The 26,110-nt window shown below is 69.3% G+C and carries 22 protein-coding genes; 16 read left to right on the top strand and 6 right to left on the bottom strand.

Features of this window, described 5'->3' with window-relative positions; all coding sequences use genetic code 11:
• The first annotated feature begins 57 nt into the window (after positions 1–57).
• The 6 genes from ACIBX3_RS26135 (at position 58) to ACIBX3_RS26110 (ending at position 6,744) form a co-directional block, all read left to right on the top strand.
• On the top strand, positions 58–546 hold the full coding sequence (locus tag ACIBX3_RS26135) for a cellulose synthase (RefSeq protein WP_397121263.1): 489 nt from the start codon (positions 58–60) through the stop codon (positions 544–546).
• A 239-nt stretch (positions 547–785) separates the two neighbouring features.
• A complete protein-coding gene (locus tag ACIBX3_RS26130; RefSeq protein ID WP_397121261.1) occupies positions 786–1,778 on the top strand; it encodes an ABC transporter permease in 993 nt (330 codons plus the stop codon).
• A gap of 47 nt (positions 1,779–1,825) precedes the next feature.
• Positions 1,826–3,595 carry an ABC transporter substrate-binding protein gene (locus tag ACIBX3_RS26125; RefSeq protein WP_397121259.1) on the top strand — a complete coding sequence of 590 codons (1,770 nt, stop codon included), beginning with the start codon at positions 1,826–1,828 and terminating at the stop codon, positions 3,593–3,595.
• Between the two features lie 85 nt (positions 3,596–3,680).
• Positions 3,681–4,694 (top strand): ABC transporter permease, encoded by a 1,014-nt coding sequence (locus tag ACIBX3_RS26120; RefSeq protein WP_397121257.1) that lies wholly within the window; start codon positions 3,681–3,683, stop codon positions 4,692–4,694.
• Positions 4,691–5,716 carry an ABC transporter ATP-binding protein gene (locus ACIBX3_RS26115; RefSeq protein ID WP_397121255.1) on the top strand — a complete coding sequence of 342 codons (1,026 nt, stop codon included), beginning with the start codon at positions 4,691–4,693 and terminating at the stop codon, positions 5,714–5,716. The genes ACIBX3_RS26120 and ACIBX3_RS26115 overlap by 4 nt, the downstream gene beginning before the upstream one ends.
• Before the next feature lie 32 nt (positions 5,717–5,748).
• Entirely contained in the window at positions 5,749–6,744 is a 996-nt protein-coding gene (locus tag ACIBX3_RS26110) for an ABC transporter ATP-binding protein (RefSeq protein WP_397121750.1), read from the top strand.
• Between the two features lie 46 nt (positions 6,745–6,790).
• Here ACIBX3_RS26110 and ACIBX3_RS26105 read toward each other — a convergent pair whose 3' ends face one another.
• The 3 genes from ACIBX3_RS26105 to ACIBX3_RS26095 all read right to left on the bottom strand — a co-directional run bounded on the left by ACIBX3_RS26105 (position 6,791) and on the right by ACIBX3_RS26095 (position 9,656).
• The gene (locus ACIBX3_RS26105) at positions 6,791–7,474 is read right to left on the bottom strand and encodes a response regulator (protein WP_397121253.1); all 684 of its coding nucleotides are present in this window, start codon (positions 7,472–7,474) and stop codon (positions 6,791–6,793) included.
• Entirely contained in the window at positions 7,471–8,661 is a 1,191-nt protein-coding gene (locus ACIBX3_RS26100; RefSeq protein WP_397121251.1) for a histidine kinase, read from the bottom strand. Before ACIBX3_RS26100 ends, ACIBX3_RS26105 begins: the two co-directional genes overlap by 4 nt.
• 134 nt (positions 8,662–8,795) lie before the next feature.
• Positions 8,796–9,656, bottom strand: coding sequence for a RecB family exonuclease (locus ACIBX3_RS26095; protein ID WP_397121249.1), 861 nt, complete (start codon positions 9,654–9,656; stop codon positions 8,796–8,798).
• 171 nt (positions 9,657–9,827) lie between these two features.
• Here ACIBX3_RS26095 and ACIBX3_RS26090 point away from each other — a divergent pair, with 171 nt between their 5' ends.
• Positions 9,828–10,964 carry a site-2 protease family protein gene (locus ACIBX3_RS26090; protein WP_397121247.1) on the top strand — a complete coding sequence of 379 codons (1,137 nt, stop codon included), beginning with the start codon at positions 9,828–9,830 and terminating at the stop codon, positions 10,962–10,964.
• Between the two features lie 341 nt (positions 10,965–11,305).
• A complete protein-coding gene (locus ACIBX3_RS26085) occupies positions 11,306–12,838 on the top strand; it encodes an FHA domain-containing protein (protein WP_397121245.1) in 1,533 nt (510 codons plus the stop codon).
• Between the two features lie 522 nt (positions 12,839–13,360).
• On the opposite strand, the gene ACIBX3_RS26080 is transcribed toward ACIBX3_RS26085, so the two are convergent.
• Together ACIBX3_RS26080 and ACIBX3_RS26075 are read right to left on the bottom strand one after the other, a co-directional pair.
• The gene (locus ACIBX3_RS26080; protein WP_397121243.1) at positions 13,361–13,858 is read right to left on the bottom strand and encodes a hypothetical protein; all 498 of its coding nucleotides are present in this window, start codon (positions 13,856–13,858) and stop codon (positions 13,361–13,363) included.
• A gap of 206 nt (positions 13,859–14,064) precedes the next feature.
• On the bottom strand, positions 14,065–15,168 hold the full coding sequence (locus ACIBX3_RS26075) for a GNAT family N-acetyltransferase (RefSeq protein ID WP_397121241.1): 1,104 nt from the start codon (positions 15,166–15,168) through the stop codon (positions 14,065–14,067).
• Positions 15,169–15,223: 55 nt separating this feature from the next.
• Here ACIBX3_RS26075 and ACIBX3_RS26070 point away from each other — a divergent pair, with 55 nt between their 5' ends.
• From ACIBX3_RS26070 to dop, 6 genes are all read left to right on the top strand, one after another.
• A complete protein-coding gene (locus ACIBX3_RS26070) occupies positions 15,224–16,075 on the top strand; it encodes a tRNA (adenine-N1)-methyltransferase (RefSeq protein ID WP_397121239.1) in 852 nt (283 codons plus the stop codon).
• A gap of 204 nt (positions 16,076–16,279) precedes the next feature.
• A complete protein-coding gene (arc, locus tag ACIBX3_RS26065) occupies positions 16,280–18,043 on the top strand; it encodes a proteasome ATPase (protein WP_397121237.1) in 1,764 nt (587 codons plus the stop codon).
• Positions 18,044–18,157: 114 nt separating this feature from the next.
• Positions 18,158–20,404 (top strand): carbamoyltransferase HypF, encoded by a 2,247-nt coding sequence (gene hypF, locus ACIBX3_RS26060; protein ID WP_397121235.1) that lies wholly within the window; start codon positions 18,158–18,160, stop codon positions 20,402–20,404.
• A 70-nt stretch (positions 20,405–20,474) separates the two neighbouring features.
• Positions 20,475–21,500, top strand: a complete 1,026-nt coding sequence (locus ACIBX3_RS26055) for a pyridoxal-phosphate dependent enzyme (protein WP_397121233.1) — start codon at positions 20,475–20,477, stop codon at positions 21,498–21,500.
• A gap of 67 nt (positions 21,501–21,567) precedes the next feature.
• On the top strand, positions 21,568–22,665 hold the full coding sequence (locus ACIBX3_RS26050; protein ID WP_397121231.1) for an acyltransferase family protein: 1,098 nt from the start codon (positions 21,568–21,570) through the stop codon (positions 22,663–22,665).
• 86 nt (positions 22,666–22,751) lie between these two features.
• Positions 22,752–24,266 (top strand): depupylase/deamidase Dop, encoded by a 1,515-nt coding sequence (gene dop, locus ACIBX3_RS26045; protein ID WP_397121229.1) that lies wholly within the window; start codon positions 22,752–22,754, stop codon positions 24,264–24,266.
• A 37-nt stretch (positions 24,267–24,303) separates the two neighbouring features.
• Here the strand turns inward: dop and ACIBX3_RS26040 are convergent, their stop codons facing one another.
• Positions 24,304–24,708, bottom strand: coding sequence for a hypothetical protein (locus tag ACIBX3_RS26040; protein WP_397121227.1), 405 nt, complete (start codon positions 24,706–24,708; stop codon positions 24,304–24,306).
• 148 nt (positions 24,709–24,856) lie between these two features.
• Between ACIBX3_RS26040 and ACIBX3_RS26035 the strand changes: the two genes are divergently transcribed.
• Together ACIBX3_RS26035 and ACIBX3_RS26030 are read left to right on the top strand one after the other, a co-directional pair.
• The gene (locus ACIBX3_RS26035; protein WP_397121225.1) at positions 24,857–25,066 is read left to right on the top strand and encodes a ubiquitin-like protein Pup; all 210 of its coding nucleotides are present in this window, start codon (positions 24,857–24,859) and stop codon (positions 25,064–25,066) included.
• A gap of 32 nt (positions 25,067–25,098) precedes the next feature.
• Positions 25,099–26,103: an endonuclease VII domain-containing protein gene (locus ACIBX3_RS26030; RefSeq protein ID WP_397121223.1), complete on the top strand. Its 1,005-nt coding sequence runs from the start codon at positions 25,099–25,101 to the stop codon at positions 26,101–26,103.
• Positions 26,104–26,110 lie beyond the last annotated feature (7 nt).

Genomic DNA, 26,110 nt, shown 5'->3' with positions numbered 1-26,110 from the left:
GCAGGCGGCGTGTCGCGTGCCAGGATGGGAGGAGTAGCCGAGACGGAGGGTGCCCTCATGGATTACTCCCAGATCGCGTGGTTCCCGCTGTGCGCCGGGTTGACCGGGGTGGGGCTGGTGCTGAGCTTCCTGGCGTTCCGCCGCAGGGGAGCGGCCGCGGGGATGCGGATGGCGGCGTGGGCGCTGCTGCCGCTGGCCGCCTACCTGACGAAGGCGCTGCAGACGCTGTGGAACATCGGCGCCGCTGTGGTGACCTTCGTGACGAGCCTGGTCTTCAATCCCACGGTGTGGGCCGGCGTGGCCGTGGCGGGATTGTCGGCGGTGCTGTTCGTGGTGTCCGGTTTCCTGCGTGGCAGGAGGCTGGCCATGTCCAGAAAGAAGAGCACTGATGACACGCCAGGAAAGCAGCCCGTTAAGCCCGTGGCGAACAAGCCGGCGGCCTCCCAGGTCAAGCCGAAGCCGGCTGTGGCCCCTCAGAAAGCAAAAAACGGCGATGACGACTTTTCGGACATAGAGGACCTTCTCAAGCGCCGCGGCATCAGCTGAATCGGGTGTGGCGTCAGGGTTGTGTCACAGTTCCGAGACATGAACGGGACGCGTCCTGGACATTCTCTTCAAGATCAATACGAATGAGTTTCGCATCAATCACAGATTAGCCACATAGCGGCCTGAGGGGCTAGTCAGCGCAGCTCAGGCCATAGATTCTGCCTCCTGAGGTCGCGACAAGCGGTCTAAAGTCAGTAGACATCAGACAACGTCGTCTGGAATCCAGGGGGCAATTCGGCATGACCGCACCGCTAGACGTTTCCGGTTCCGCCGCAGAAGCGCATCCGGAGTCGGTGCTCGCGGGAGCGGGCAAGGCCATCCAGGGCCGGTCCCTGACCGGGATCGCCTGGATGCGGCTCAAGCGAGACAAGGTCGCGCTCGCCGGTGGGATCGTCGTGGCGCTGCTGATCCTCGTGGCGGTCTTCTCCACGCCCATCATCTCCGCGCTCGGCTATCCGCCGCTGGAGTTCCACCAGGACCAGATCGATCCGAACACGCTCCTGCCCAAGGGCACCTTCGGTGGCGTGGGCAGCGAACACCTGCTCGGCGTCGAGCCGGTCAACGGCCGCGACATCTTCAGCCGCATCGTCGCAGGCTCGGGGATCTCGCTGCTGATCGGTTTCCTCGCCACCATCCTGTCGGTCCTCATCGGCACGACGCTCGGCGTGATAGCGGGATACTTCGGCGGCTGGGTCGACCAGGTCATCGGCCGCCTCATGGACGTCTTCCTCGCCTTCCCGCTGCTGGTCTTCGCGATCGCCCTGGCGGGTGTCATCCCGGACAAGGCGTTCGGCCTGGAGGGCAACGGGCTGCGCGTCGCGATGCTCATCTTCATCATCGGGTTCTTCAGCTGGCCCAGCATCGGCCGCATCGTCCGCGGGCAGACCCTCTCGCTGCGCGAACGCGAGTTCGTCGACGCGGCCCGCAGCCTGGGAGCGCGTCACGGCTACATCCTGTTCCGTGAGGTTCTGCCCAACCTGATGGCGCCGATCCTGGTCTACTCGACCCTCCTCATCCCGACCAACATCCTGTTCGAGGCCGCGCTCTCGTTCCTGGGCGTCGGCGTCAACCCGCCCACCCCGACCTGGGGCGGCATGCTCTCGGAGGCGGTGCGCTTCTACACGCTCCCGCATTTCGTGCTCTTCCCGGGCCTGGCGATCTTCATCACGGTCCTGGCGTTCAACCTGTTCGGCGACGGGCTGAGGGACGCCTTCGACCCGCGCGCACACTGACCTTCGCCAACGCTCCATCCCCCATCTCACTAACAAGGGGTTAGTCAATGAGAAGGAAATCCGCACTGGCGGCGGCCGCGACAGCGGCGCTCGCCTTGGTGCTCTCCGCCTGCGGCGGCGGAGGTGGCGGCACGCCGCAGCAGCCCGCCCAGTCGGCGACCGGTGGCGCGGCCGCGCAACCCGCGGCCAACGCCGCGCTGACCCAGGTGTACAACCCTTCCACCAAGAAGGGAGGGACGCTGAAGGCGGCGCATTCCTCCGACTGGGACAGTCTCGACCCCGGTGACACGTACTACGGCTACTCGTTCAACTTCGGCCGCCTCTACTGGCGGACGCTGACGATGTACAAGCCGGGTCCCGGCCCCGAGGGCAACACCGTGATCCCGGACCTCGCCGAAGGGCTGGGCACGCCCAGCGACGAGGGCAAGACCTGGACGTACAAGCTCAAGAGCGGCCTGAAGTTCGAGGACGGCACGCCGATCACTGCCAAGGACGTGGCCTACGCGGTGGCGCGGAGCTTCGACAAGGAGACCTTCCCGCACGGCCCCTCCTACCTCAACGAGCTGCTCGCCTGGCCGAAGGACTTCAAGGGCGTCTACAAGACCCCCGACGTCGACTACAAGTCGGCCGTCGAGGCGACCGACGACACGACGGTGGTCTTCCACCTGACGAAGCCGTTCTCGGACATGGACTACATCGTCCAGATGCCGATGACCGCGCCGGTTCCGAAGGCCAAGGACACGGGCGCGAAGTACAAGGAGAAGGTCGTCTCCTCCGGCCCGTACAAGTTCGAGACGAACCAGATCGGCAAGAGCTTCGCACTGGTCCGCAACGACCAGTGGGACCCCGCCACCGACCCGAACCGTCCCGCGCTGCCGGACCGGATCGAGGTGCAGCTCAACGTCAACGCCGACGACCTGGACAACCAGCTCATCTCCGGCAACATCCACCTGGACATCCCGGGCACCGGCCTGCAGCCCGCCGCGCTGGGCAAGGTCCTTCCGGACCCCGCGCTCAAGGCCCGTACGGACAACCCGACGATCCCCAGGCTCTGGTACGTCTCGGTCATCCCTGACAACCCTCCGCTGGACAACCCGGACTGCCGCAAGGCCGTCCTGTGGGCCGCGGACCGCGTCGCCAACCAGACCGCCTACGGAGGCCCCGTCGCCGGTGGCGACCTCGCCACCAACGTGATGCCGCCGCCCATCGCCGGCCAGGAGAAGTTCGACCTGTACACCACGCCGGAGAACAAGGGCGACGTGGCCAAGGCCAAGGAGGCGCTGGCCGCCTGCGGGCAGCCCAACGGCTTCTCCACGACCATGTCCTTCCGCTCCGACCGCCCGCGCGAGAAGGCGCTGGCCGAGGCGATGGAGCAGGCGCTGGCCAAGGTCGGCATCAAGCTCACGCTCAAGGGCTTCCCGGCCTCCAGCTACTTCTCCGACTACGCGGGTAACACCCAGTACGTCAAGAAGAACGGCATCGGCCTGGCCACCCACGGCTGGGGCTCCGACTGGCCCACGGGTTACGGCTTCATGCAGGCCATCGTGGACAGCCGTACCATCCGCCCCGCCGGCAACTACAACCTCAGCGTCAAGAACCCCGAGGTTGACAAGCTGATCGACCAGGCCGCCGCGGAGCTTGACACCACTGCCCGCGAGAAGCTCTGGGTCGACGTCGACAAGAAGGTCATGGAGGACGCCTCCATCCTTCCCGTGGTCTGGGCCAAGGCGCTGCTCCTGCGCGGTGAGGGCGTGACGAACATCGCCTACAACGAGGGCCAGAGCATGTACGACTACATCCTGCTCGGCGTCCAGTGAGCAGTGGTGACTCGGGGATCTAGCGAAGGCAGGTGAAGGCAGGGGTGGCCGGTCCGGCGACGGGCCGGCCACCCGGCCGGCAACGGTGCTGACATATTTCATCAGACGTCTGATCGGCGCGTTCGCGATGCTGATCGTGATCAGTATGGTCACCTTCGGCATCTTCTTCGTCGTGCCGCAGTGGGCGGGGGCGACACCCGAGGCCATGGCCTCGCGCTACGTCGGGCGAGCCGCGACACCGGAGACGGTCGCGCTGATCGCCGACCGGCTCGGCTTCACCGACCCCGTGGCCGTGCAGTACGGCAGGTTCATGAAGGGTGTCTTCGTCGGCGCCGAGTACAACTACGGCGCGGGGGTCGAGTATTGCCCGGCGCCCTGCTTCGGCTACTCCTTCATCAGCGGGCAAGCCGTCTGGCCGGAGCTGGTCGACCGCATGCCGGTGACCTTCTCCCTGGCCATCGGCGCCGCCATCATCTGGGTGCTGGCCGGGGTGAGCGTCGGCGTGCTCTCGGCGCTGCGCCGCGGCAGCTTCTTCGACCGGCTGTCCATGGGCACCGCGCTGGCCGGCGTGTCGCTGCCCATCTTCTTCACCGGCATGGTCTCCCTGGTCGTCTTCAGCTACGGCCTGGGCTGGACCCCGCCGGGCGGCGCCTGGACGCCGATCACGGAGAATCCGGCGCAGTGGGCGTACAACCTGCTCCTGCCGTGGATCACGCTGGCGTTCCTGTTCGCCGCCGGCTACGCCCGGCTCACCCGGGCGGGCATGCTGGAGACCATGGGGGAGGACTACATCCGCACCGCCCGCGCCAAGGGCCTGCGCGAGCGGGAGGTCGTCGTCAGGCACGGCCTGCGCGCCGCGCTGACGCCGATCCTCACGCTCTTCGGCATCGACTTCGGCCTGCTCGTCGGCGGCGCTGTGCTCACCGAGACCACCTATACTCTGCCCGGGCTCGGCCAGTTCGCCATTCTGGCCATCAGAAACCAGGACCTGCCGCCGGTCATGGGCTTCGTCCTGGTCGCCGCGACCTTCGTAGTGGTCGCGAGCCTGATCGTCGACCTGCTCTACGCCGTGGTCGACCCGAGGGTGAGGTTGTCGTGAGCTTCCTTGACGTCCAGGATCTGAAGATCCACTTCCCGACCGACGACGGGCTGGTCAAGTCCGTCGACGGCCTGTCGTTCAGCGTCGAGCGCGGCAAGACCCTGGGCATCGTGGGCGAGTCCGGCTCCGGCAAGAGCGTGACCAGCCTCGGCGTCCTCGGCCTGCACAAGGGCGGCCGCGCCAAGATCTCCGGGAAGATCTGGCTCGACGGCGAGGAGCTCATCGGCGCCTCCGCCGAGCACGTACGCACGCTGCGCGGCAAGAAGATGGCGATGATCTTCCAGGATCCGCTGTCGTCGATGCACCCGTACTACACGGTCGGCCACCAGATCATCGAGGCCTACCGCATCCACAACGACGTCTCCAAGCAGGTGGCCCGCAAGCACGCCATCGACATGCTCGGCCGCGTCGGCATCCCTGAGCCGGCCGGGCGCGTCGACAGCTACCCGCACGAGTTCTCCGGCGGCATGCGGCAGCGCGCCATGATCGCGATGGCGCTGTCGTGCGACCCCGAGCTGCTCATCGCCGACGAGCCGACCACCGCGCTCGACGTGACCGTACAGGCCCAGATCCTGGACCTCATGCGCGACCTGCAGCGCGAGTTCAACTCCGCGCTCATCGTCATCACCCACGACCTGGGCGTGGTGGCCGAGCTGTCCGACGACATCCTCGTCATGTATGCGGGCAAGTGCATCGAGTACGGCTCCGCCGACGACATCTTCTACCGCCCCGAGCACCCCTACACCTGGGGCCTGCTGGGCTCCATGCCCCGCCTCGACCGCGAGCGCACCGAACGGCTGCTGCCGATCAAGGGCTCCCCGCCGTCGCTGATCAACGTGCCGTCCGGCTGCGCCTTCCACCCCCGCTGCCCGTACGCCGAGCGCACCGAGGGCAAGGACAAGACCGAGGTGCCCGCCCTGGCCGAGACCGAGGGCGGCCACCTGGTGCGCTGCCACCTGAGCAAGACCGAGCGGCGGAACCTGTGGGAGAACGAGATCAAGCCAGTGCTGGAGACCCAGTGAGTGAAAACGAGCTGCTTCTGTCCGTGCAGGACATGGAGAAGCACTTCCCCGTGACGAAGGGCCTGCTCAAAAGGCAGGTCGGCGCGGTCAAGGCGGTCGACGGGATCAGCTTCGACGTGTTCAAGGGCGAGACGCTCGGCCTGGTGGGCGAGTCGGGCTGCGGCAAGTCCACGACGGGACGCCTCGTCACGAGACTGCTCGAGCCCACCGGCGGCAAGGTGATCTTCGAGGGCGAGGACATCACGCACATGAGCCAGGGCAGGCTCCGGCCGCTCCGGCGCGACATGCAGATGATCTTCCAGGACCCGTACTCGTCGCTCAACCCCCGCCACACGGTCGGCGCCATCGTCGGCGCCCCGTTCCGCATCCAGGGCGTGCGGACCGAGCAGGGCACCAAGAAGGCCGTCCAGGAGATCCTGGAGCTCGTCGGGCTCAACCCCGAGCACTACAACCGCTACCCGCACGAGTTCTCCGGCGGCCAGCGGCAGCGCATCGGCATCGCCCGCACACTCGCGCTCAAGCCCAAGCTCATCATCGCCGACGAGCCGGTCTCCGCCCTCGACGTGTCCATCCAGGCCCAGGTCGTCAACCTGCTGGAGGACCTGCAGAACGAGCTCGACCTGACCTACGTCGTGATCGCCCACGACCTGTCGGTGGTGCGCCACATCAGCGACCGGGTCGCCGTGATGTACCTGGGCAAGATCGTCGAGATCGCGGAGCGCAAGCAGCTCTACAGCGCGCCGATGCACCCGTACACGAACGCCCTGTTGTCGGCCGTGCCCGTGCCCGACCCGAAGGCCCGCAGGGACCGCGACCGCATCCGGCTGACCGGCGACGTGCCCAGCCCGCTCAACCCGCCGCCCGCCTGCCGCTTCCACACCCGCTGCTGGAAGGCGCAGGAGATCTGCCGGACGGTCGAGCCGCCGCTGGAGGAGCTGGCCAGCGGCCACCGCGTCGCCTGCCACTTCCCGGAGAACGCCCCGGAGATCCCGGCCGCCGTCGCATCTCCTGCCTCCCAGGAAGACTGACGCCGTCGCGCGCCGGGCGCGTGGCTCTCGCCGCGCGCCCGGCGTCTCAGGACAATGCGCCCGGAGTGATCAACCCGGTCTCATACGCCAGCACCACGGCCTGCACGCGATCCCGCAGCCCCAGCTTCGTCAGCACGTTGCCGACGTGCGTCTTGACCGTCGTCTCGCTCACCACGAGCTTGGCCGCGATCTCCGCGTTGGACATGCCCTTGGCGATCAGCCGCAGCACCTCCAGCTCGCGCTCGGTCAGCCGGTCCAGCCGGGCCGGCGCGGCCTGCTCGTACGCCGACGGCAACCGCTTGGCGAACCTGTCCAGCAGCCGTCTGGTCACGCTCGGCGCCACGATCGCGTCCCCGGCCGCCACCACCCGGATCGCCTGCACCAGCTCGTCCGGCGGCACGTCCTTCAGCAGGAATCCCGACGCGCCGGACCGCAGCGCCTCCACGATGTACTCGTCCAGGTCGAACGTCGTCAGCACCAGCACCTTCGGCACGTGCGCCGACGGCGCCGCCTCCCGGACGATCCTGCGCGTCGCCTCGATGCCGTCCACACCGGGCATCCGGATGTCCATCAGCACCACGTCCGGCAGCAGCGCCCGCGTCTGCTCCATCGCGTCCTTGCCGTCCCCGGCCTGCCCCACCACCGTGATGTCGGGCTCGGCCTCCAGGATCAGACGGAATCCCGTGCGCAGCAGCGGCTGATCGTCCACCAGGAGCACTCTGATCGTCATTGGCCGCCCTTCAACGGGAACGTCGCCCGCACCTCGAAACCGCCCCCCGGTAACGGACCGATGTTCAGGATTCCACCATAGAGTGCCACCCGTTCGCGAATGCCCACCAAACCGTGCCCTGACCGCGTCGACATATCCGACCCGCCGGTCCCGTCGTCCTCCACCCGGACATCCAGCTCGCGCGGCTTGTGCCGGACGGTCACCACCGCCTGCGCCCCGGCGCCCGCGTGCCGCAGGCTGTTCGTCAGCCCCTCCTGGACCAGCCGGTACGCCGCGAGGTCCACCCCGGCGGGCAGCGGCCGCGGCTCGCCCTCCACCAGCAGCCGTGTCGGCAGCCCCGCCTCCCGCATCTGCTCCACGAGCGCCGGCAGGTCCTGCACGCCCGGCTGCGGGCCCAGCTCGGCCCGGGCGTCGGTACGCAGCACGCCGACGATGTTGCGCATCTCCGTCATCGCCATGCGCCCCGTCTGCTCGATCGCCGACAGCGCCTCCCCGGCCAGCTCCGGGTCGGCGGACAGCACCTTGCGCGCCGCCGCCGCCTGCACGATCATCACGCTGACGTGGTGGGCCACCACGTCGTGCAGCTCGCGGGCGATCCTGGAGCGCTCCTCGGCGCGCGCCGCCCGGGTGTCGGCCGCGTGCGCCCGCTCCAGCCTGGCCGCCCGATCTTTCAGCTCCTCAAGGTAGGCCCGGCGCAACCGCAGGCTGCGGCCCGCGCCCCACACCGCCGCCAGCACCACGACGACCATCACGTGATCGCTCCAGCTCAAGGCCCTCACCGGGCCCGCCGCGGCACCGGCGGCGTACGCGGCCAGCGACACCAGCAGCCCGCCCAGCGCCATCGCCAGCCCCCGATGGGAGGCCACGGAGTACAGCAGCACCAGCCCGGCCAGGCCGGACACTCCGGCGCCGTACCCGAACGCCGTCAGCAGCATCTCCGGCGCCAGGCCGGCGCACAGGGCCGCCAGCGGCCACCTCCGGCGCGCCGCCACCGGCAGGGCCGCCAGCAGCACCAGAGCCGTCCCCAACGCGTCCGGCGGGCGCAGGCCCTCGACCAGCATGCCCTCGACCAGCAGGCCCTCTTGCTGGAGGCGCTCGGGGGTGTAGTGCACGAACAACACCGCCGAGACTGCGGCCACCACCCCGGCTAGGACCGTGTCGTGGAGCCTGGTTCGGTCGATGCGCACGGCTTCACTGTAGGACCAGGTGAGAGCGCCCAACCTCCTCCCTTGGGAGGATTAGCCCCCTGTGCCCGGTCCTGTTCGCGCACCGTCGGCCCCGCCTGCTTGGGACAGCGGCGCACGGAAGATCGAAGAGCGCGTCAAAGCTCGTCCGTGGCCGAGCGGCGGCTGGTGCGGACGGTGTCGCCCGGCCGGCGGTCGGGCACCGGGGGAGGAGTGCCGCCGAACTCCGGGCACAACGCCTGGTGGTCGCACCAGTCGCACAGCCGGCTGCGCCGGGCCCGCCACTCGCCGGTCTCCATCGACCGCTCGATCGCCGTCCACAGCGCCGTCACCTTGCGCTCGGTGGCCAGCAGGTCGGCCTCGTCCGGCGCGTACCGCAGGACCTCGCCCGCGCCCCCCAGATAGACCAGCTGCAGCAGCCGCGGCACCTGCCCGCGCAGCCGCCACAGCACCAGCGCGTAGAACTTCATCTGGAACAGCGCCTTGGCCTCGAAGTCCGGCCCCGGCGCGCTGCCCGTCTTGTAGTCGACGACCCGGACCTCGCCGGTCGGCGCCACGTCGAGCCGGTCGACGTAACCCCGCAGCATCAGCCCCCCGTCCAGGACCGCCTGCACGTAGAGCTCGCGCTCGGCGGGCTCCAGCCGCGTCGGGTCCTCGAGCGTGAAGTAGCGCTCCAACATGCCGCGCGCCTGCGCCAGCCACTCGGCCCGCTCGGCGTCGTCGGCGAACATCTCGGCATACTGCGGGTCCTCGCCCAGCAGGCGCTCCCACTGCGGCTCCAGCAGCTCCAGGGCCGCCGCCACCGAGCGGCGCGGCGCCGGCAGGTCGTAGAGCCGCTCAAGGACCGCGTGGACCACCGTGCCGCGCACCGCCGCCTGCGAGGGTCTCTCCGGCAGCTGGTCGATCACCCGGAAGCGGTAGAGCAACGGGCAGGTCATGAAATCGCCCGCCCGGGACGGGGAGAGAGCTCCGATGATCACCGGCTCGGTCAAGGTCATGCCCCGCACTCTAGGTGAAGACCCTGACAGAATAACGACCCGCGGAACGAGGATCACGTGCTGCGGCGCGTAGCATCAAGGGCAGCAACACCACGTAACCCATGGGAAAACTGCAATGCGGACGGCCACGGCCGGCAGGGTTCCCGCCGGCAAGGACGTACAAGGAGTGCGGTGAGCGAGCAGAGCCCGCGGCAGGAGTTCTCCGGCATTCGGATGGGAAAGCCGTTCGGCATTCCGGTCTACGTCTCGTGGACGTGGTTCGTCGTCGCCGGCTTCATCACCGTGATGTTCGCGCCGCAGTTCCGCCAGATGCTGCCCGAACTGGGCAACACGGCCTCGTACGTGGCGGCGTTCGCGTTCGCGGTGCTGCTGTACGTGTCGGTGCTGCTGCACGAGCTGGCGCACAGCATCCTGGCCAAGTGGTACGGCCTGCCGGTGCGCAGGATCACCCTCTACCTCCTCGGCGGCGTGTCGGAGATCGAGAAGGAGCCGCCCACGCCGGGCAAGGAGTTCATGGTCGCCGCGGCCGGGCCGGTGCTGTCGCTCGGGCTGGGCGGGCTCGGCGTGCTCGCCGACGTCTACCTGATCGACAGCGGCGGCATCCCCGAGCTGCTCGTCCGGCAGCTGTGGTGGGCCAACCTCATCGTCGGCGTGTTCAACCTGCTGCCGGGTCTGCCGCTCGACGGCGGACGGATGCTGCGCGCCGGCGTGTGGAAGCTGGCCGGGAATCCCGGCACCGGCACCGTCATCGCCGCCTGGGGCGGCCGGGTGCTGGCGGTGCTGCTGGTCGCCGGGCCGATCGCGATGGCGTTGTCGAGCGGGGAGGAGATCGACCTCGCCCAGCTGGCGTGGCCGCTGGTGCTGGCCTCGTTCATCTGGATGGGGGCCTCCCAGTCGCTGCGCGTGGCCAAGATCCGGGCCAGGATCCCGCAGGTCAACGCGCGTGCCCTGGCTCGCAGGGCGATCCCGGTGACGGGTGAGACGCCGCTGTCCGAGGCGCTGCGGCAGGCCGCCGAGCGGCACGCGGGCGCGATGGTCGTGGTCGACCACGACGGCAAGCCGCTCGCGATCGTGAGCGAGACCGCCGTACAGGCCACCCCCGAGCATCGCCGCCCCTGGGTCACCGTCGCCTCCCTCGCCAAGTCCCTCGAGCCCACCATGGTGCTGGCCGCCGACCTGGCCGGAGAGCCGCTCATCGAGGCCATGCGGGAGGCCCCGGGCAGTGAGTACCTGCTGGTGGAGGGCGGTGGAGAGATCTACGGGGTGCTCGCCACCGCCGATGTGAACCGGGTTTTCACGGGCGTCTGATTTGTCCCACTCGTTTAACCGGCGGCCCCCGGATAGGGTCATGTCCAGCAGTTTCGGGTGGCCCGGACCAGACTCCGGCGATTTCTGCGATGCGACGACTGGCCGATAGTGTTCTGTTTGGCCAGACTTGCACAGTTGAGGGGTTTGTTGCGGTCCACCGGTTCACCGAATCGAGACGGCGGGGCCGCGACACGGCCTCGTCGTCTGGGTATGCGTATGGCTGGTGGCCAGCACGGCAGTGCGGGTGCCGTAACATCGCCGGCTTCCGGGGAGGAGAGTTGAGTGACCGAGCGCAGCGAGGGCACCAATGAGCGCAGCACGGTCGTCATGAGGGAGGACGCATGACCGACCAAGGCTTCGGAGTGGTGCGTCCGCTTCCCGGAAATGGGCTGGTCGCCTACCTGGGCGGGCTGCTGCTGGTGTGCGACCCGGGTGAGGCCCCCGCGGACGGCCTGCTCGAGGCGCTGCGTGAGACGGCCGAGTCCGGCGGCGACGGCAGGGCGCTGGCCCGCCGCGCCGCGCAGGTCCTGGCGGCCAACATGGCCGGCGACCCGGCCGCCTGCGCCGTCGCCGGAGCCGTGAGCGGCGGCGTGGCCGTGCTGGTCAGCGGCTCTGCCTCGGCCGTCATCGCCACCTCCTCCGGTGAGACGCGGCTGGCCGGAAGCGACTCGCTGACCTGGGCCGACCGGCTCGTCACCGGCACCGTCGAGCGCGTCGAGCTGAGCCTGCCCGGCGCCGGCAGCCCCCATCCCGCCGTCCGGTTCGAGGGCGGCGTGGTTCACGGCGGCGGCCTCGTCGGCGACCTCACCGACCAGCCCTCCGCCCCCGCGCCCGCGCCGTCAAGGCCGCTGACCAGCGAGATGCCCGCCACGGCCTTCCACATCGAGGCCGACCTGATCCAGCCGCCCGCGCAGCAGCAGCAACAGCAGGTGGAGCGGCCACCGTACCCGCTGGCCGGCCAGCCGCCGGCCATGCAGAGCCCGCCGTCCGGCCCTCAGCCCGTGCCCCCGGCGGTGGAGCAGCCGTCCTACCACACCCCGCCGGACCAGCCGCCCCCGCCGCCGTACGTGCCGCACCAGGAGCAGCCGCCGTCGCCGTTCCATTCTCCGCAGGAGCAGTCGCCGTTCCATTCTCCGCAGGAGCAGTCGCCGTTCCAGCCGCCTCAGGAGCAGCCGCCGTTCCAGCCGCCCCATGAGCAGCCGCCCCTGCCCGAGCAGCAGTTCTCGTCCTACGACGAGCAGCCCTCCTCCGGCAACGGCAACGCCGAGCAGCAGGTTCCGCAGCACCTGGGCCCGCAGGACCACTTCGACCAACCCCCGCCGCCGCTGCTCGGCCCGCCCGACCACTTCGACCACCCGGGACCGCAGCAGCAGCAGGAGCAGCAGCCCGACCACGGTGACCGCCCGCTGGTGTACGGGGTCGACTGCAAGAACGACCATTTCAACGACCCGCGCGTGCCCTACTGTGCGGTCTGCGGCATCGCCCTGGTCCAGCGCACCCTCGTCCCGTACAAGGGGCCGCGCCCCTCGCTCGGCGTCCTCATCCTGGACGACGGGACCGCGCTGCCGCTGGAGAGCGACTACCTGCTCGGGCGTGACCCCGAACGGGCGCCGGAGGTCGCCGGCGGCACCGCCAGGCCCGCGAAGGTGACCAGCCCGGACGGGTCGGTCTCGCGGCGGCACCTGCGCGTGGCGCTGGACGGGTGGGACGTCAACCTGGTGGACCTGGGATCGGTCAACGGCACCCAGATCCAGCCGCCTGGCGATCCCAACTTCTACGACATCCCGCCCAACGAGCCTGTCACGATCGCCCCGGGCACCACCGTCCGCGTGGGCGTCTCCCGCACGCTGCGCTTCGAGGCGCATCGGGGGTAGGCCGCCAGGTCCCTGGCCTTCGCGATCATGTCCCCGGGCCCGAGGAGCACTCCTCGGGCCCGGGGACGTTCGCGTCCAGGATCTTGGACGTTCGCGTCCAGAGTCTTCGGACGAGGGCTGCGAGAAAACCACTCCGCCGCGATCAGAACCTTCATGAATCGCCAACCTACTTCAACCCCGCCCCCGCAGAAAGCCTCGTTTCCCGAGCCCATCGAGACACAAAGGCATCAGGCCCAGACAATCATTCTGCCTGGTGGCCGGAGAGCCCTCGGGGCTCCGGAAAGCCCGGGATCCAGGGCCTTCCCGCTTCCCGGAGGTGGTTCGGGGGAGGGGCGGTAAGGGAATAATTTCGCCTTACAGGCAAAATTTCAGATCCATAAAATAAGCCGTTAAATAACCTAGAAATCGGCAGGGGCGGTGCCAGTGGAAATGGCCGCCCGCCGGCATCACGCCGCGAATTCCAGCCCTTCCGCCGGCCACCCCATTTCCCGGAAACCGGACGCCCCCAACGCCCGCCCGGCCCTACACCGGCCGGAAAGCCCGTACGCCCCGCAACAGGCGTACCGCCGCCTCCAGCCCGCTCGCCGCCTCCAACGCCCGCCCCGCGGCCGTCGCGAACCGGCTCATCAGATGCTCGTCCCCTTCGGCGAACCCGCGCCCCGCCACCCACACGAACGTGTGCTCCCGCGCCACCAGCGGCACGGGACAGGCCAGGAAGCCCGGCTCGCCCACGGCCGGGTCATACGTCAGACGCACCGCCTCGGCGGACACCGCCAGCTCCTTCAGGACCCCCGATTCGACCAGCCAGCGCCGCACCCGCAGCGGATCTCCTGGCGGGGCGTGCACATGGAGCGACATCGCCTCCTGCCGCAGCGCGTCCACGCGGACGAAACCCGCGTAGGCGGTGCCCGAGACGGCCGCGGCGGCACGCGCCAGCCGATCGATCACGTCCGCCGCCTCCAGACCGGAGAACGCGGCGATGAGTTCGCGCATGGCGACATCGACACGGTTGTATGGCATCGCGATGACCCCTCGGCGGAGGCGGCGAGATCGCGCAGCCCGGTTGCGCGACACTCGAGTGCGGTGCCCCGACTATCACTCTCGACGCGGCCCTTGACTAGCCCTCAACTGGAAATCGGGATTTTTGCCCATTTCGGTCCGCAGACTGGGCCCGCCGTATGGCACGCGAGAGAGACCTGTGAGGGACCTGGGAAGGACCCGCACGCTCACCGCGGCGGCCGGGGCCCGCGCAGCCGCGCCCACGCCACGTCGTCCACCCGCGCGCCGTCCGGCTTGGCGAACAGCTCCCGGTGCACGCCCTCCCTGCTGAACCCGGCCCGCTCCAGCACCCGCTGCGAGGCCGTGTTGCCCGCCTCGGTCCCGGCCACGATCCGGTGCAGCGCCGTGTTCGCGAACGCCCACTCCACCAGCAGGTTGACCGCCCGTGTCATGAACCCCTTGCCGCGGAACCCCGCCACCAGCGAATAGCCGATCATCGCCTGCCCCAGCACCGGCAGCACCTGCGTCAGCTGCACATGCCCGGCGAACGCCCCGGAGGCCGCGTCCCTGACCGCCAGCTCGATCCGCTGCCCCGACACCCACCAGTACCCGGTGCAGCGGCAGCGCCTCTCGTCGTCCTCCCACGTGCTCGCCGGCCCCACCGAGTAGGCCGCCACGGCCGGATCGGCCAGCATCCGGTGGAAGTCCCCGGCGTCCTCGGCGGCCAGGGGCGCCAGCCGCACCACCCCGTCGGACAACTCACCGCCCGCGAAGAACGGCAGGTACGGCTCCGCCGGCCCCACCACGTCGCCCCGCAGCCGGCCGAACAGCACCATGTCGACGTACCGGCCGTCACGCAGCCGCTTGGCGTCCCGCCTGCGCCCCTCCTCGCGGAAGCCCGCCTTGTAAGCCACCCGCAGACTGGCCACGTTCTCCACCGCGGCCTGCAGCTCGACCCGCCGGATCCCGTGGTCGAACGCCCAGTCGGTGACCGCCCTGGCGGCCGTCGAGGCCACGTTCTTGCCCCGCGCCCACGGGGCCACCACGTAGCCGATCTCGGCCACGCCCCAGTGGTCCGGCACCCGCACCCCGATGGACCCGACGTACTGACCGTTCTCCGTGATCACGAACTCCGCGCCGCCGCCCCCCCACTTCGCCTCCGCCGTCTCCAGGAACGCGCGCGCGTCCTGCAGCCGGTACGGCGACGGCAGCGCCGGCAGGAACCGGGCCGACACCGGATCGTCGCAGGTCTTCGCGATCGCCTCGGCGTCGCCGTCCACGGGAGGCCGCAGGATCAGGGAACCGGTGGAGATCACGTCGCGTGGGAGCATCCCCCATAGATACCGCGCGTCCGGACGCGCTCGAAAGCCCTATAACCTTGCCGCCATGGGTTTCCGCAGGCATGGGCCTTTCCAGGCGGGGGATCAGGTGCAGCTCACCGACCCCAAGAACAAGCGCCACACGATCACGCTCAAGGAGGACGGCGTCTTCCACACCCACAAGGGCGCCATCCCGCACAGCGACCTGATCGGGCAGCCTGAAGGCTCCGTCGTGCGCTCCTCCGGCGGCACCCAGTACCTCGCCTTCCGCCACCTGCTGCAGGACTACACGCTCGCCATGCCGCGCGGCGCCGCCGTCATCTATCCCAAGGACGCCTCGATGATCGTCGGCATGGCCGACATCTTCCCGGGCGCACGGGTGATCGAGGCCGGCGTCGGCTCCGGCGCGCTGACGTGCTTCCTGCTGCGGGCCGTCGGCCCTGAAGGCCACGTGACCTCGTACGAGCGGCGCGAGGACTTCGCCGAGGTGGCCCGCAAGAACGTCGAGAAGTTCTACGGCGGGGCCATGGACGACAACTGGCGCCTGGTCGTCGGCGACCTGGTGCACTCCATCGACGAGAGCGACGTCGACCGGGTGATCCTCGACATGCTCGCCCCGTGGGACTGCGTCGACGCCGCCGCCAAGGCGCTCACCCCCGGCGGCGTGATCTGCTGCTACGTTGCCACGACCACGCAGATGTCCAAGACCGTCGAGGTCATTCGCGATCACGGGTGTTTCACGGAGCCGCATGCGTGGGAGACCCTGGTTCGCGACTGGCATGTCGAAGGGCTCGCAGTAAGACCGGATCATCGGATGATCGGGCACACGGGGTTCCTCGTCACCGCCCGCCGCATGGCGGACGGAGTGACACCCCCGCCGAGACGCCGCCGACCGAAGGGGACCACCGAAGAACTATGACAATTTGGCCACGAGGGTGCGTTCGTGCGTGACACGGGAACAGATTGCCGGGTTCATGTGCTGGGAGTATTAAACGCACTATTGGGGATTATTCACCGAATACTGAATGTCACTCTACGAACACTGCCCGGCCAGGTTACGGAGGGGCCCGAGATAGGTAAGGTCCTTAGTAGTCGCCCTCGACTGGGAAGGAGGTGACGGGGCGTGGCAGCTCGCGATGATGCTGAGGCTCGAGCCGCGCAGCGCGAACGGGAGGTCGCTGATCTTTCAACACAGGTCTCCTTCCTCCAGGAGGAGATCACCGCGCTGAGGCGGAAGCTGGCCGAGTCACCCCGTCAGGCCAGGGTCCTCGAAGAGCGTCTCCATGAGGCACAGGCGAATCTGGCGGCCGTGACCGGCCAGAACGAACGCCTGGTGGCCACACTCAAGGAGGCCAGGGACCAGATCGTCGCTCTCAAGGAGGAGGTCGACCGGCTGGCGCAGCCGCCATCCGGCTTCGGCACCTTCCTCGAGGCCAGAGAAGACGGCACGATCGAGGTGTTCACCGGCGGCCGCAAGCTCCGGGTGAACGTCAGCCCCGCCGTCGACGTCGACTCGCTGCGGCGTGGCCAGGAGGTCATGCTCAACGAGGCGCTCAACGTGGTCGAAGCGCTCGGCTACGAAGAGGTCGGCGAGATCGTGATGCTCAAAGAACTGCTCGACGAGGGCAAGCGGGCCCTGGTCATCTCGCACGCCGACGAAGAACGCGTCGTGCGGCTGGCCGAGTCGCTGGTAGGCCAGCCCATCAGGGCCGGTGACTCACTCCTGCTCGAACCTCGCTCCGGCTACGTCTACGAGCGCATACCCAAATCCGAAGTGGAAGAGCTCGTGCTCGAAGAGGTCCCCGACATCTCCTACGAGGAGATCGGCGGCCTCATGCGGCAGATCGAGCAGATCAGGGACGCCATCGAGCTGCCCTACCTGCACGCAGACCTGTTCCGTGAGCACAAGCTGCGGCCCCCCAAGGGCGTGCTGCTGTACGGCCCGCCCGGCTGCGGAAAGACGCTCATCGCCAAGGCCGTCGCCAACTCCCTGGCCAAGCAGGTCGCGGAGAAGACCGGCCAGTCCGGCAAGAGCTTCTTCCTCAACATCAAGGGCCCCGAGCTGCTCAACAAGTACGTCGGCGAGACCGAGCGGCACATCCGCCTGGTCTTCCAGCGTGCTCGTGAGAAGGCCTCGGAAGGCACCCCGGTGATCGTGTTCTTCGACGAGATGGACTCGATCTTCCGCACCCGCGGCTCCGGCGTGTCCTCCGACGTGGAGAACACCATCGTCCCCCAGCTGCTGTCGGAGATCGACGGCGTCGAGGGGCTGGAGAACGTCATCGTCATCGGCGCCTCCAACCGCGAGGACATGATCGACCCGGCGATCCTGCGGCCCGGCCGCCTGGACGTCAAGATCAAGATCGAGCGGCCGGACGCCGAGGCGGCCAAGGACATCTTCTCCAAGTACCTCGTCGCCGACCTGCCGCTGCACCCCGACGACCTGGCGGAGCACAGCGGCTCCCGCGAGGCGACGATCAGTGGCATGATCCAGAGCACCGTCGAGCGCATGTACACCGAGAGCGAGGAAAACCGCTTCCTCGAGGTGACCTACGCCAACGGCGACAAGGAAGTCCTCTACTTCAAGGACTTCAACTCCGGCGCGATGATCCAGAACATCGTCGACCGGGGCAAGAAGATGGCCATCAAGCAGTTCCTCGAAAGCGGCCAGAAGGGCCTGCGGGTGCAGCACCTGCTCACGGCCTGCGTGGACGAGTTCTCCGAGAACGAGGACCTGCCCAACACCACCAACCCCGACGACTGGGCCCGCATCTCCGGCAAGAAGGGCGAGCGGATCGTCTACATCCGCACGCTCGTCTCCGGCAAGCAGGGCACCGAGGCCGGCCGTTCCATCGACACCGTCGCGAACACCGGCCAATACCTGTAACAACCGCCCGAGAGCGGGAGGGCCACCCGGCCCTCCCGCTCTCCTGCGCGAACCCGGCGCCGCGACACGGCCGATACGCATGCGCACCCCGCCGATCAGGCGCACACTGGGCCTGTGACCACGCTCAAACGGGTAGACGTGCACGTCGAAGGCGTCGTGCAAGGCGTCGGCTTCCGGCCCTTCGTGTACTCCCTCGCCCACCGCCTCGGCCTCGCCGGACGGGTACGCAACGACGTCGACGGCGTGTTCATCGAGATCGAAGGCGCCTGCGCCGGAGTCGAGGAGTTCCTCACCGCACTCGAACGCGACGCGCCCGCCCTGTCCGACATCGAACGGGTCACCGTCGTCAGCGGCCGCCCCGCCGGCCACAGCGAGTTCACCATCGCCGCCGGCGACCCCTCCGGGCCGCGCCGCGCCCTCGTCTGCGCCGACAGCGCCACCTGCGACGACTGCCTGCGCGAACTGGCCGACCCCGCCGACCGCCGCCACCGCTACCCGTTCATCAACTGCGCCAACTGCGGTCCCCGCTTCACCATCGTCCGCGGCGCCCCCTACGACCGCCTCCTGACCACCATGGCCGGCTTCGCCATGTGCCCCGCCTGCGCCGCCGAATACCACGACCCCGGCGACCGCCGCTTCCACGCCCAGCCCGCCTGCTGCCCCGACTGCGGACCCCGGCTGCGGCTCCTCGACGCCCGCGGCGCCGAACTGTGCGGCGACCCCATCGCCGGCGCGGCCACCCTCCTGCGCGCCGGCCGCGTCGTCGCCGTCAAAGGGCTCGGCGGCTACCACCTCGCCGTGCCGGCCTCCCACGAGCAGGCCGCGGCCACGCTGCGCGGCCGCAAGCACCGCGAGGACAAGCCGTTCGCCGTCATGGCCGCCGACCTCGTCCAGGCGCGCCGCCTGTGCGCCGTCGACGACACCGCCGCCGGCCTGCTCACCGGCCGCACCCGGCCCATCGTGCTGCTGCCCCGCCTGCCCGGCGCGCCCGTCGCCGCCGCCGTCGCGCCCGGCGATCGCAGCCTCGGCCTCATGCTGCCGTACACGCCGCTGCACCACCTCCTGCTCGCCGAACTCGCCGAACCCATGGTCCTCGCCGGCGGCGACGTCTCCGGCGAGCCCATCGCCTACGAGGACGCCGACGCCCTGACCCGGCTGAGCGGCATCGCCGACGCCTTCCTCACCCACGACCGCGCCATCCACGTCCGCATCGACGACTCCGTCGTCCGGCCCATGGCCGGCCGGGCCACCGTGCTGCGCCGCGCCCGCGGCCATGCCCCCGAACCCCTCCCGCTGCACCGGCCCGCGCCCCGCCCCGTCCTCGCCTGCGGGGCCGAGCTGAAGAGCACCTTCTGCCTCGCCGAGGGCCGGCGCGCGTTCGTCTCCCAGCACATCGGCGACCTGGAGAACGCCGAGACGCTCCGCTCGTTCGTCGAGGGCATCGACCACTTCTGCGGCCTGCTCGGCATCCGGCCCGAGGTCGTCGCCCACGACCTGCACCCCGGATACCTGTCCACCAAACACGCCCAGGAGATCCCCGGCGTCGAACTCGTCGGCGTCCAGCACCACCACGCCCACATCGCCTCCTGCCTCGCCGACAACGGCGAGCCCGGACCCGTGATCGGCGTCGCCTTCGACGGGCTCGGCCACGGCGCCGACGGCACCGTCTGGGGCGGCGAGTTCTTCCGCGCCGACCTCGCCGGCTTCGAACGCCTCGGCAGGCTGGCCCCGGTCCCCATGCCCGGCGGCGCCGCCGCCGTCCGGCAGCCGTGGCGCATGGCCGCCGCCTACCTCCGCGACGACCACCCCGGACTCGGCGTGGCCCGCCGCCACGCCGGCCGGTGGGCCGGCGTGCTCGCCCTCGCCGGCGACGCCCCCCTCACCTCCAGCGCCGGCCTGCTCTTCGACGCCGTCTCCGCGCTCCTCGGCGTCCGCGACACCGTCACCTACGAGGGGCAGGCCGCCATCGAGCTCGAACAGCACGCCGACCCCGCCGAACCCGGCGCCTACCGCGCCCGGCTCGCCCCCGGCGACCTGCTCGCCGTCGAAGGCGGGGACCTCGTCCACGCCGCCGCCGAGGACCTGGCCGCCGGGGTCCCCACGCCCGTCATAGCGGGCCGCTTCCACAACGGCGTCTGCGACGCCATCGTCCGCTCCTGCGCGGCCCTCAGGGACGCCACAGGCCTGTCCGCGGTCGCCCTGTCCGGCGGGGTCTTCCAGAACGCCCTGCTCCTGGAACGCACCGTGGAACGGCTGAAGGGAGCCGGATTCCGGGTTCTCACGCACGCTCGCGTGCCCCCCGGCGACGGCGGCATCAGCCTCGGCCAGGCTGCCGTGGCCGCCGCCCGCGACCGCGCCTGACACGGCCGGCGGCCGGCCCTCCGCGTGCCACGGCGGACCCGAAGGCCGGGCGGCTCCTAGCATGGCGATCATGGAGTACCTCAACCCCGCCCGCAGCCCCTGCACCGCACAAGATCGCGCGCTCATCGGGACCCAGCACGCCCGCCAGGCCCGCGCCCACTTCACCCCGCACCCCGCCTACCGGCCCACGCCCGTCCACGTCCTGCCCGGCCTGGCGGGGACGCGGGCGGTGCACGTCAAGAACGAGAGCGGGCGCATGGGGCTGGGCAGCTTCAAGGCCCTCGGAGGCGCGTACGCCGTGCACCTGCTCGCCCGTCGCGACGGCCCCGGCACCCCGTTCGTGTGCGCCAGCGCCGGCAACCACGGGATCTCCGTCGCCTCCGGCGCGCGCGAGGCGGGGGCCGCCTGCGTCGTCTACCTCAGCGAGGACGTGCCCGAGGCGTTCGCGCGGCGACTGCGCGGGCTCGGCGCCGAAGTCCGGCGCAGCGGGGACGACTACGAGGCCAGCATGAGCGCCGCACTCCAGGCCGCGCAGGAACAAGGGTGGCGGCTGGTCGCCGACAGCTCCTGGGCCGGCTACACCGACGTCCCGCTGGACGTCATGCGCGGCTACACCCTCCTGTTCGAGGAACTGGCCGACACGGAGGCGCCCACGCACGTGTTCGTGCAGGCGGGCGTCGGCGGGCTGGCCGCCGCTGCCGCCGGATATGTACGCGATCGCTGGGGCGAGCAGCCGAAGATCGTCATCGTCGAGCCGGAAGGCGCCCCCTGCCTCATCGAAAGCGCCCGCGCCGGCCGGCCGCTCCGCGTCCAGGGCTCCCGCACCACCCTCGGCAGGCTCGACTGCCGCGAACCCTCCCTCCTCGCCCACCGCCTCCTCACCCACCTCGCCGACCTCTACATGACCATCACCGACGACCAGGGGGCCGCCGCGGCCCGCCTGCTCGCCGGCCACGGCGTCGCCCTGTCCGACTGCGGCGCCGCCGGAGCCGCCGGTCTGCTCGCCCTCGGTCCCGCCACCCGCGCCGCGCTCAGCCTCGGCGACACCTCGCGGGTGTTGCTCGTGGGAACCGAGGGACCAGTGGAACCAAAGTGATACACGTGCACGTCAAAGGGGCGTGCATCAACCCAACCGGCCGAAGCATGCTCGGGAGGACGGCCGGTTGGCCGAACTCGACCTCCTGCGATTCCTCGCCGCCCTCGCCGTCGTCGCCTTCCACTACCTGGTGGCGTACGCGTCCGTGTGGGGCGACCGGCCCGCCGAACTGTTCCCCCCGCTGGCCCCGCTCGCCGGGCTCGGCATCCTCGGCGTCGAGCTGTTCTTCATCATCAGCGGGTTCGTCATCCTCATGACCGTCTGGGGCCGCGGACTCGGCTCGTTCGCCAGGTCCCGGCTCGTCCGCCTCTATCCCGCGTACTGGCTCAGCCTCGGCGCCGTCGCCGCCCTCTACGGGCTCACCGGCGCCAAAGCGCTCGACCCAAAACTTTCACCAGGTGAATACCTGCTGAACGCCACCATGTTCCAGCGGCTGTTCAAGATCACCGACGCCAGCGGCGTCTACTGGTCGCTGTGGGCCGAACTGCGCTTCTATCTCCTCATGGCCATCCTCGTGATCATAGGCGTCACGTACGGCCGCGTGCTCGCCTTCGCCGGCGTCTGGCTCGCCGCAGCCCTCGCCGTCAAACTCCTCGCACGGGCCGAGGTGTTCGACAACGCCGTCGTCACCGAGATCGTCATGCCCGACTACGCCCCGTACTTCGTCGCCGGCATGGGCCTGTACCTCATCCACAAACACGGCAACTCCTGGCTGCCCTGGCTCTACGTCATCGCCGGATACGGCATGTCCATCGACTCCGCGCTCGCCCGCGTCCACCGGCGCATCGACGCCGCCGGATTCAAGAACATGCCCGTCACCGACACCAGCGTCATCATCACCATCACCGTGATCTTCGCCCTCATGGCGCTCGCCGCGATCGGGATCCTCCGCCTCAAACCCTCCAAGACGCTCACCGCGCTCGGCGGCATCACCTACCCGCTTTACCTCTTCCACGGCGTCGTGGCCGTGGCACTCATCCCCGCCCTCACCGGCCACCTGCCGCCCTGGGCCGTCGCCACCACCGCCACGCTGGTGGCGATACTCCTGTCCTATCTGGTGTATGCCTTTGCCGAACGCCCCATCCAGCGGATACTCAAGCCCCGCGGACGCACACGAACCCCAACGGCTCCCGCCGTACAGATGGAAAAGGCGTCGGTGCCATAACCTTGTGGCCTTGGGGCACTGTGAAGGGCATAGGCTCGGGCATATAAACGGCGGATAGACAGACCCGGACGAACAGAGGGTGTTGCATGACGGTGCGTCGGGTGATGGGCATCGAGACCGAGTACGGCATCTCCGTACCCGGCCAGCCAGGCGCCAACGCGATGGTGACCTCCTCACAGGTCGTGAACGCCTACCTGGCCGCCTCGGCGGCCCGCGCGCGCAGGGCACGCTGGGACTTCGAAGAGGAAAACCCGCTGCGCGACGCGCGCGGCTTCGACCTCGCCAGAGAGGTCGCCGACTCCAGCCAGCTCACCGACGAGGACCTCGGGCTGGCCAACGTCATCCTGACCAACGGCGCCCGGCTCTACGTCGACCATGCCCACCCCGAATACTCCTCGCCCGAATGCACCAACCCCCGGGCCGCGGTCATCTGGGACAAGGCCGGCGAACGCGTCATGTACGACGCCGCCACCCGCGCCTCCGCCATCCCCTCCAACGCGCCCATCCAGCTCTACAAGAACAACACCGACGCCAAAGGCGCCTCCTACGGCTGCCACGAGAACTACCTCATGCGGCGCGCCACCCCCTTCGCCGACATCGTCCGCCACCTCACCCCCTTCTTCGTCTCCCGCCAGGTCATCGTCGGCGCCGGCAAGGTCGGCATCGGCCAGGACTCCCGCGGCGAAGGCTTCCAGATCAGCCAGCGCGCCGACTTCTTCGAAGTCGAAGTCGGCCTCGAAACCACGCTCAAGCGGCCCATCATCAACACCCGCGACGAGCCCCACGCCGACCCCGAGAAATACCGGCGCCTCCACGTGATCATCGGCGACGCCAACATGTCGGAGATCTCCACCTACCTGAAGCTGGGCTCCACCGCCCTCGTGCTCGCGATGATCGAAGACGGCTTCCTCACCCGCGACCTTGCGGTCGAAAGCCCCGTCCAGGCGCTCCGGGCCGTCTCCCACGACCCCAGCTGCCGGTACGAGATCCCCATGCGCGACGGACGCAAGCTCACCGCCGTCCAGCTCCAGATGGAATACCTCGAACAAGCCAGGAAATACGTCGAAGAACGCGGCACCGCCCAGGACGAGATGAACAAAGACATCCTCGACCGCTGGGAATCCGTCCTCACCCGCCTCGCCGAAGACCCCATGCAGCTCTCCCGCGAGCTCGACTGGGTCGCCAAACTCGAACTCCTCGAGGGCTACCGCAGCCGCGACGGCCTCGCCTGGTCCCACCCCAGACTCCAGCTCGTCGACCTCCAATACTCCGACATCCGGCCCGACCGCGGCCTCTACAACCGGCTCGTCGCCCGCGGCCGCATGCAACGCCTCATCACCGAGGAAGAAGTCCAGCGCGCCGTCGAAAGCCCCCCCACCGACACCCGCGCCTACTTCCGCGGCCGATGCCTGAGCCAATACAGCGAATCCGTCGCCGCCGCCTCCTGGGACTCCGTCATCTTCGACATCCCCGGACGGGAGTCGCTTCAGCGCGTCCCGACCCTGGAACCGCTCAGGGGAACCAAGGCCCACGTCGGCGAGCTCTTCGACCGCTGCCGCACCGCCGCCGACCTCGTCGCCGCCCTCACCGGCGGCGACTGACCCGGCTCCTCACGGCCGGCCTCTCACGGTCGGCCTCTCAGATCAGGCCGATCCCCAGCGTCAGCGTGCCCACCGCCAGGCACGCCCCGCCCGCCACCGTCAACCAGATCAGCCTGCTCGGCTTCGTGTCGCTCGGACGCACCACCGACAGGAAGAAACCCAGCGGCATCAGGATCGGCGCCGCCACGATCAGCGTGCGCGTCAGCGCTTTCACACCCTCTGACAGACTCGCCTGGTCCACGTACAGCATCGCCACGAGGCCGAACAGGACCAGCACGCCCGCATGCGCGTGCCCGGCCCGCCACAGGCCCCTGCGGACCGGGTTGTCCAGGTAGCCCGGGACGTTCCGCATGAGGAACGACAGCAGCGAGACGCCGCCGAAGGCCACCAGCGGGACTGTGATGAGGAGCACACCTGCGGTGCTCAGGGACGAAGGGGACATCTCGGACCTCCTTGTGTACAGGGGTCTCCAGTATTGGATAGTTTGACTATCTAGTCAACCCGGCAAGATCGCTGGGCGATCGGCGCGAAATGTCGGCCGGTTCGGGGAAGATATGCCGTAGAGGCAGTCCCCCAAGTGGAGGTAGGACATGGCTACCAAGGACACCGGCGGTCAGAAGCAGACCGGGCGGCGCGAGAACGAGGTCGAGGAGACCGAGGCCTCGGCGACGCCGGACGTCCAGGAGCGGCAGGAGAAGCTCACGGACGATGTCGACGCGATTCTGGACGAAATAGACGAAGTTCTCGAAGAGAACGCAGAGGAATTCGTGCGCAGTTATGTACAGAAGGGCGGAGAGTAGGACAAAACGGACAATCAAAAGGGGTAAATCGGGTGGAAACGCCGGACGGAGTTAAGCGGTGCCCGGACTGTGGTGAGACCAAGGCGGTCTCCGAGTTCGGGCTCAATAAGCGCATGGCTGATGGGCTTGCGCGATATTGCAAAGGCTGCTTCCGGAAGCGTTCCACGCAGAGTTATCGCAAGCGCAGGGCTGAGCAGGGTAAGACCGTTCGGGAGGCGGTCGTGGTCCCGGAAGGGCGCAAATACTGCCCGCGCTGTAAGGAAGTGAAGCCGGTAACGGAGTTCGGGCGTAATCGCGCGGAGAAATCGGGACTGACCGCCTACTGCAAGCCGTGTCACAACGTCGCGATGCGGGAAGAGCGGATCAAGAACCATGGCAGCGCGCGTAATTACCATCTGAAGCGCCGTTACGGCATCACCGAGGACGACTTCGAGCGCATGCTCGCCCAGCAGGGCGGGCTCTGCGCCATCTGCCGGGCCGTGCCGGGGACGTTCGTCGATCACTGCCACCGGACCGGGCGGGTCCGGGGCGTTCTCTGTTTCAACTGCAACAACGGGCTCGGCCACTTCGGCGACAATCTGGTGCTGCTGGAGTTGGCCGCCCTCTATCTGGACGGGGATGTTCTCTGGCCGGAGCTCGTGATTCCCCCGGAGCGGCGTGGCGCTGATTCGGTGGCGCCTACGCGGACATATCACCTGTCGCAGCGTTATCGGTTGCGGCATGAGGATGTCGAGCGGATGGTCGCGGCTCAGCATGGATTGTGCGTGGTGTGCTGGGGCCGGCCGCCCGAGCATGTCGACCATTGCCATCGCACCGGAGACGTGCGGTTTGCGTTGTGCCTGCCGTGTAATACGGGGATCGGGCAGTTCCGGGATGATCCGGCGGTGGTGTGGCGGGCGCTTTCTTATGTGGAGGCGACCGTCGAGGACTTCGGATATGAGGAGGCGGAGGTTTCGGAGGAGGAGTTGCGGGAGTTGATCCGGGCCGAGGAGCGGCTTCGTGCCGACTTCTACTCCGTGGCGGTCAGGGTGGCTTGAGCGGGTC

Source organism: Nonomuraea sp. NPDC049480 (assembly GCF_044465905.1).
GTDB lineage: Bacteria > Actinomycetota > Actinomycetes > Streptosporangiales > Streptosporangiaceae > Nonomuraea.
Note: the sequence above shows the minus strand (reverse complement) of the source record. Positions and strands in the feature narration are given on the sequence as shown.

Excerpts from the sequence above, each read along its gene's own strand:
- ACIBX3_RS26135 (WP_397121263.1), top strand. The coding sequence starts at position 58 with ATGGATTACTCCCAGATCGCGTGGTTCCCGCTGTGCGCCGGGTTGACC.
- ACIBX3_RS26130 (WP_397121261.1), top strand. The coding sequence starts at position 786 with ATGACCGCACCGCTAGACGTTTCCGGTTCCGCCGCAGAAGCGCATCCG.
- ACIBX3_RS26125 (WP_397121259.1), top strand. The coding sequence starts at position 1,826 with ATGAGAAGGAAATCCGCACTGGCGGCGGCCGCGACAGCGGCGCTCGCC.
- ACIBX3_RS26110 (WP_397121750.1), top strand. The coding sequence starts at position 5,749 with ATGGAGAAGCACTTCCCCGTGACGAAGGGCCTGCTCAAAAGGCAGGTC.
- ACIBX3_RS26105 (WP_397121253.1), bottom strand. The coding sequence starts at position 7,474 with ATGACGATCAGAGTGCTCCTGGTGGACGATCAGCCGCTGCTGCGCACG.
- ACIBX3_RS26095 (WP_397121249.1), bottom strand. The coding sequence starts at position 9,656 with ATGACCTTGACCGAGCCGGTGATCATCGGAGCTCTCTCCCCGTCCCGG.
- ACIBX3_RS26085 (WP_397121245.1), top strand. The coding sequence starts at position 11,306 with ATGACCGACCAAGGCTTCGGAGTGGTGCGTCCGCTTCCCGGAAATGGG.
- ACIBX3_RS26080 (WP_397121243.1), bottom strand. The coding sequence starts at position 13,858 with ATGCCATACAACCGTGTCGATGTCGCCATGCGCGAACTCATCGCCGCG.
- ACIBX3_RS26075 (WP_397121241.1), bottom strand. The coding sequence starts at position 15,168 with ATGCTCCCACGCGACGTGATCTCCACCGGTTCCCTGATCCTGCGGCCT.
- ACIBX3_RS26070 (WP_397121239.1), top strand. The coding sequence starts at position 15,224 with ATGGGTTTCCGCAGGCATGGGCCTTTCCAGGCGGGGGATCAGGTGCAG.
- ACIBX3_RS26055 (WP_397121233.1), top strand. The coding sequence starts at position 20,475 with ATGGAGTACCTCAACCCCGCCCGCAGCCCCTGCACCGCACAAGATCGC.
- dop (WP_397121229.1), top strand. The coding sequence starts at position 22,752 with ATGACGGTGCGTCGGGTGATGGGCATCGAGACCGAGTACGGCATCTCC.
- ACIBX3_RS26040 (WP_397121227.1), bottom strand. The coding sequence starts at position 24,708 with ATGTCCCCTTCGTCCCTGAGCACCGCAGGTGTGCTCCTCATCACAGTC.
- ACIBX3_RS26035 (WP_397121225.1), top strand. The coding sequence starts at position 24,857 with ATGGCTACCAAGGACACCGGCGGTCAGAAGCAGACCGGGCGGCGCGAG.